Below are 4476 nucleotides of genomic sequence, written 5' to 3' on the forward strand. Positions count from 1 at the left end.
TTCGTGAGTGATCCCCTTGCTTTGGCTGGTCTGGCTGCCGCGCTGTGGTTCTTGCGGGGAATTTTGTTGGGCGGGCCGGCCTTGGTGGTGGGTCTTGCGTACGCACCTCGCCGGTTGCGGTCAGAGATCTTGGTTGTTTCTCGACTTTGCTTCTGTGGCGGGTAGGCGTTTGTAGAAGTGGTGTTTCGAGGTGCCGTCCGGCATGTTCGGGGTCAGGCCGACTTGGTCGTATCCGTGGTGTCGGTAAAAGCCGGGGGCTTGGAAGGACATGGTGGCCACGACTACTCGGTCGTAGCCGCGGCGTTGGATTTCGTTCTCGGCTGCGGCCAGGAGGCGGGCGCCGAGGCCTTCGCCGCGGTGCTGCGGTTCGAGCCATAGTGAGGTGATTCCGCCGCAGCCGCCCCAGGTCCATCCGGTGATGCCGCCGAGCAGGGCTCCGTCCGCGGCCGTGGCGCGGATGGAGAACGGCGTTTCGTCGTCGGAGGCGATCGCTGAGTGGTTGAGGGCATCCAGTTCGTCGGAGAGACGCCTCTCCAGCTCCGGGTCGTCCTGGCCAACAAGGAACTCGGTCATTGGTTCATTCTGCCCAGCGGGCTGCGGCTAGGTGAGGAAGACGATTGCCGCCACTATGCAGCCCAGGGTGCTGCCGGCCACCAGCATGACGGCCCCTGACCGCCACAGGTTTCCCTTGCGGCGCCAGATCCCGGTTTCCTTGCCGGCCCAGATGCGCTGGGCGCCGCGTGCGTCGCGGGAGACGATGCGGTGCACCAGGCCCATTCTCGTATGGTTGATCGCCGCCGCGTAGAAGTAGAACAGCACTGCGCCGGCCAGCAGGGAAGCCGCCGCCAGCAGGCCGAGCAGCTTCAGGACGATGGGCTCGTGGCTGAGCGGACGAGCGAGCTCCTTGGCGGCGAAGGCGACGGCAGCAACGGCAACGGTGGATATGAGTGTCACGTTCTTGGCGTCGTCGGCCGCGACAACGAGCAGGTTCTCGATGTAGGCCTGGCGTGACTCCGCGTCGACGGCGGGCGAGTCAGGACCGAAGTCGGGAAGGTCGTCCTCCTCGCCCGTGGGAGCTCTCGTCACGCCGCCTCCTCTGTGCTGGACGTTTCCGCTTGCCCGGACATGGTCCCGCGTCCGGCTCGCTCAACGACCGCCCGTAGTGCTCATGTCGAGCCCTGCCGTGCCGAAGGACATTTCACTCGCCCTCGGAGATCGGACCGTCGTGCTCGCCCGTACCCTGCGCTGGCTGATGGCCGCCGCCATCAGCGTCCCCCTGCTGGGGCAATTCGGTTCGTCGTCGGCAGTCGGCGACCCTGACGCGTACGCGTTCCTCAGCCGGCGTAGCGGCCATGAGCTCATCGCACGCTGGAATCCCTGCGAGACCATCAACTACCGCGTCAACCTGACCCATGCACCCCAGGGTTCACTGGGCGAGGTCGAGACCGCCGTTGCCCGGATCACCCACGCCAGCGGCCTGACGTTCGCCTACGTAGGTACCACACAGGTTGTGCCCGGCTCCGATCCCGGCAACTACCCGGCTGGAACGCACCTCATCATCGCCTGGGCCGTACCGGGTCAGGACCCCAAGCCGCTTGCCGCACACGCCGGCGTCGGCGGCGCCTCTTACATACCTGGCTTCACCGAGGCCGGAGACAGTGCCCTGATCATCGACAGAGGCATGGTTCTTCTCGACGCCACCCGGTCCTCGACCATGACAAGAGGCCGGCTGCTGCTGCACGAGCTGGGGCACGCTGTGGGCCTGGCCCACCCGCTCATCAACGACCCCCAGGAGATCATGTACGCGCACCCGACGGCCGGAGCCGCCACTTGGGGTGCCGGCGACCTGGCCGGGCTGCACGCCGTCGGCAGGTCCGGCGGATGCCTCCACGCCGACACCGCGTTGACGTCCCGGCCCTGAGCGGATGGTCGGCATCGGTGCCGCCGACCCCGAGTCCACCATCTGCGCTGGGTTCCGGCTACCTGCGCCAGCTCCGCCCTGCTCGTCGACGGATAGCCTGCCGTGGTGGCCAAAGCCGAACTTGAAGAGTTGATCGTCGCGGATGCCGAGGCGTTGCGCGTGTGGTTGTTGAGCAACCATGCCGAGTCGGCCGGCGTCTGGCTGGCTCTGGGCCGGAAGGGCGGCACAGTAACGACGCTGACCTGGCAGCAGGCGGTTGACGAGGCGTTGTGCGTCGGCTGGATCGACGGGCAGGCCCGCAAGGGGAATCAGGACATCTCCTGGATCCGGTTGACCCCGCGCAGGGCCCGCAGTTCCTGGTCGCAGCGCAACGTCGCTCATGTGGCCCGGCTGGAGGAGCAGGGGCGGATGCTGCCCCTGGGCCGCGCCGCGGTGGAAGCCGCGAAGGCAGACGGACGTTGGGCGGCCGCGTACGCGCCGCCCTCGGAGGCTGAGGTGCCGGCTGATCTCGTCGCCGCGATCGCCGCCGACGCTGACGCCCAGCGCATGTTCGACGTGCTCACCAAGGCCAACCGGTTCGCTCTGATCCACCGGGTCAACGGCGTCAAACGGGCCGAGACGCGCGAGCGGAAGATCCGGGAGGCCGTAGCGATGCTGGCCCGGCACGAGACGATCTACCCACAGAAAGCCAAGCCCGCGGACCCGCCGCAGTCCACACCCTCATGACCGAAAGTTCAGCAGCGTCCGGCGCGCGATTGTCAGATGGATCGTGACGGGTGTGTTGAACTGGGTGCGTGTTGATGCGTCCTGCGGAACTGGCGGCGATCCGGGCCGGTGATATCGACGTGGCGTTCCGCCGATGGGATCGGCCCCGGCTCAAAGTCGGTACCCGGATGCGGACCGCGGTCGGACTGGTCGAGGTGACGTCTGTCGACCGCGTACCGGTGAGCTCGTTGACCGCCGCCGACGCCCGCCGGGCCGGCGCGGCGTCGCTGACCGCGCTCCGCCAGGGGTTGGACCGCGTGCACCGCGAACGGCCGGTGTATCGGATCGGGCTGCGGTACGCGGGCACCGACCCGCGGCAGGCGCTGCGGGAGGCGGTACCCGACGCTGCGGAGATCGAGGCGATCGTCGCGTGGCTCGACCGGCTCGACCGCGCGTCACCGACCGGGCCGTGGACCCGGGCAACGCTGCTGCTGATCGACGAGCTGCCGGCCATCCGGGCACCCGACCTCGCGCAACGGATGGGGCGGGACACCCCGTCGTTCAAACAGAACGTGCGCAAGCTGAAGGAACGCGGCCTGACCGAGTCGCTCGACATCGGCTACCGGCTCTCGGCGCGCGGCGCCGCCGTCCTGGACCACGAGGGACATCCCCGGCCGGCCCGGGGCCGGCCGGAGCCGGAGGCGGGCCTTCCGCTGCCCCACATCGGTGCTCCCGCGACACGTGCGCTCACCGCGCACGGCGTGGTCCGGCTCGAGCAGGTCGCCGAGCTCAGTGAGGGTGAGGTGCAGGCGCTGCACGGGGTCGGGCCCTACGCGCTCGGCCGGCTACGAACGGCGATGGAGGCGGCCGGGCTGGCTTTCCGCGACGATCCCGGCACCCGGTCACAGACGTCCTGACATCCGTTCACACCCCGCCGCACTCGCCTGCCGCTGACAACGTTCGCTGAGCTGTTCAGTCGTAGAAGAACAGCGCGAGGTCCTCTACTGACCCTGGCCCCGTCAGAAATCTCTCCGCGTCGGCGACGGCTCTCTCCGGTGGCGTCTCGCCGGCCAGGAGCTGCTTCATCCACAGCTCGCCCTGCTCGCCGACGGCGTAGATCCCGGACAACAGTTCCGCCATGCCGGCGGGACGCTCGGGACGTCGTCCGATCACGGGCCGCAGGTTCCATTCGCCCGCCCGGGCCGCCAACCTCAGCACGCCGGCCCAGTTGGCGATCCGTCCCAGCCGCACGGGCCACGATTCCCCGGTGAAAGGCGGCATCCGCCCTCCGTGCAGCGCATGGGTGGCAGCCACGATGTCGGCCGTCACCTGCCGTTCCACAGCGTTACGAACCCAGCGGCCCTTCTGGGAATCCTCGATGGCGGCCGTGTACCACTCCCACGCCGAGCTCAACAAATCCATGGCGCACACGTTTCCATGCACCCGCACCGAACGATGCTGAACCCGTCCGAACTGCCGGTCGCGTAGGGGTGGATCCTGGTCGGATGATCGATGACGCATGGGAGATCGAACCCGGGATCGGGGCCGGGCGTGCCCGCTTCGGCATGACGCGCTCGAGTTTGCGGGAACGGTTCGGCTCGTTCTCGGCCTTCCGCCAGGGGTGTACCCCCGATCTGACCGACCAGTACGAGGCCGACCTGCTGATGCTGACCTGTTCCGGCGACGAGGGCCTCTATCGGATCGAGATCGCCGATCCCTGGAGGGCGGTGTACCGCGGCGTTCAGCTCGGCGGTAGGGACTGTCAAACGAACGGTGTAACTGCGGGTGTTAAGGGTTACTTGCGGGCCGCCGTGAGGCGGCCTTCGAAGGTCATCTCGAAGGCGTTCAGG

General features: G+C 68.3%; 7 protein-coding genes. 4 read left to right on the plus strand and 3 right to left on the minus strand.

The window, feature by feature from the left end:
- Window positions 1-120: 120 nt before the first annotated feature.
- Both AB0C29_RS35435 and AB0C29_RS35440 read right to left on the minus strand, forming a co-directional pair.
- Window positions 121-573: a GNAT family N-acetyltransferase gene (locus AB0C29_RS35435; protein WP_360829813.1), complete on the minus strand. Its 453-nt coding sequence runs from the start codon at window positions 571-573 to the stop codon at window positions 121-123.
- A gap of 27 nt (window positions 574-600) precedes the next feature.
- Entirely contained in the window at window positions 601-1086 is a 486-nt protein-coding gene (locus AB0C29_RS35440) for a hypothetical protein (protein WP_360829816.1), read from the minus strand.
- Between the two features lie 97 nt (window positions 1087-1183).
- Here AB0C29_RS35440 and AB0C29_RS35445 point away from each other — a divergent pair, with 97 nt between their 5' ends.
- The 3 genes from AB0C29_RS35445 to AB0C29_RS35455 all read left to right on the plus strand — a co-directional run bounded on the left by AB0C29_RS35445 (window position 1184) and on the right by AB0C29_RS35455 (window position 3543).
- The gene (locus AB0C29_RS35445) at window positions 1184-1921 is read left to right on the plus strand and encodes a hypothetical protein (RefSeq protein ID WP_360829819.1); all 738 of its coding nucleotides are present in this window, start codon (window positions 1184-1186) and stop codon (window positions 1919-1921) included.
- Window positions 1922-2026: 105 nt separating this feature from the next.
- Window positions 2027-2647, plus strand: coding sequence for a YdeI/OmpD-associated family protein (locus AB0C29_RS35450; RefSeq protein WP_360829822.1), 621 nt, complete (start codon window positions 2027-2029; stop codon window positions 2645-2647).
- A gap of 74 nt (window positions 2648-2721) precedes the next feature.
- Window positions 2722-3543: a hypothetical protein gene (locus tag AB0C29_RS35455; RefSeq protein WP_360829825.1), complete on the plus strand. Its 822-nt coding sequence runs from the start codon at window positions 2722-2724 to the stop codon at window positions 3541-3543.
- 55 nt (window positions 3544-3598) lie between these two features.
- Here AB0C29_RS35455 and AB0C29_RS35460 read toward each other — a convergent pair whose 3' ends face one another.
- On the minus strand, window positions 3599-4075 hold the full coding sequence (locus AB0C29_RS35460) for a hypothetical protein (protein WP_360829827.1): 477 nt from the start codon (window positions 4073-4075) through the stop codon (window positions 3599-3601).
- 56 nt (window positions 4076-4131) lie between these two features.
- On the opposite strand from AB0C29_RS35460, the gene AB0C29_RS35465 reads away from it, so the two are divergent.
- Window positions 4132-4476, plus strand: a 345-nt coding sequence (locus tag AB0C29_RS35465) for a hypothetical protein (RefSeq protein ID WP_360829830.1), incomplete at its 3' end; no start/stop codon positions are given.

Source organism: Actinoplanes sp. NPDC048791 (assembly GCF_040650095.1).
Classification (GTDB): domain Bacteria; phylum Actinomycetota; class Actinomycetes; order Mycobacteriales; family Micromonosporaceae; genus Actinoplanes.

Coding starts and splice junctions, on each gene's coding strand:
- AB0C29_RS35435 (WP_360829813.1), bottom strand. CDS start 573: ATGACCGAGTTCCTTGTTGGCCAGGACGACCCGGAGCTGGAGAGGCGT.
- AB0C29_RS35455 (WP_360829825.1), top strand. CDS start 2,722: ATGCGTCCTGCGGAACTGGCGGCGATCCGGGCCGGTGATATCGACGTG.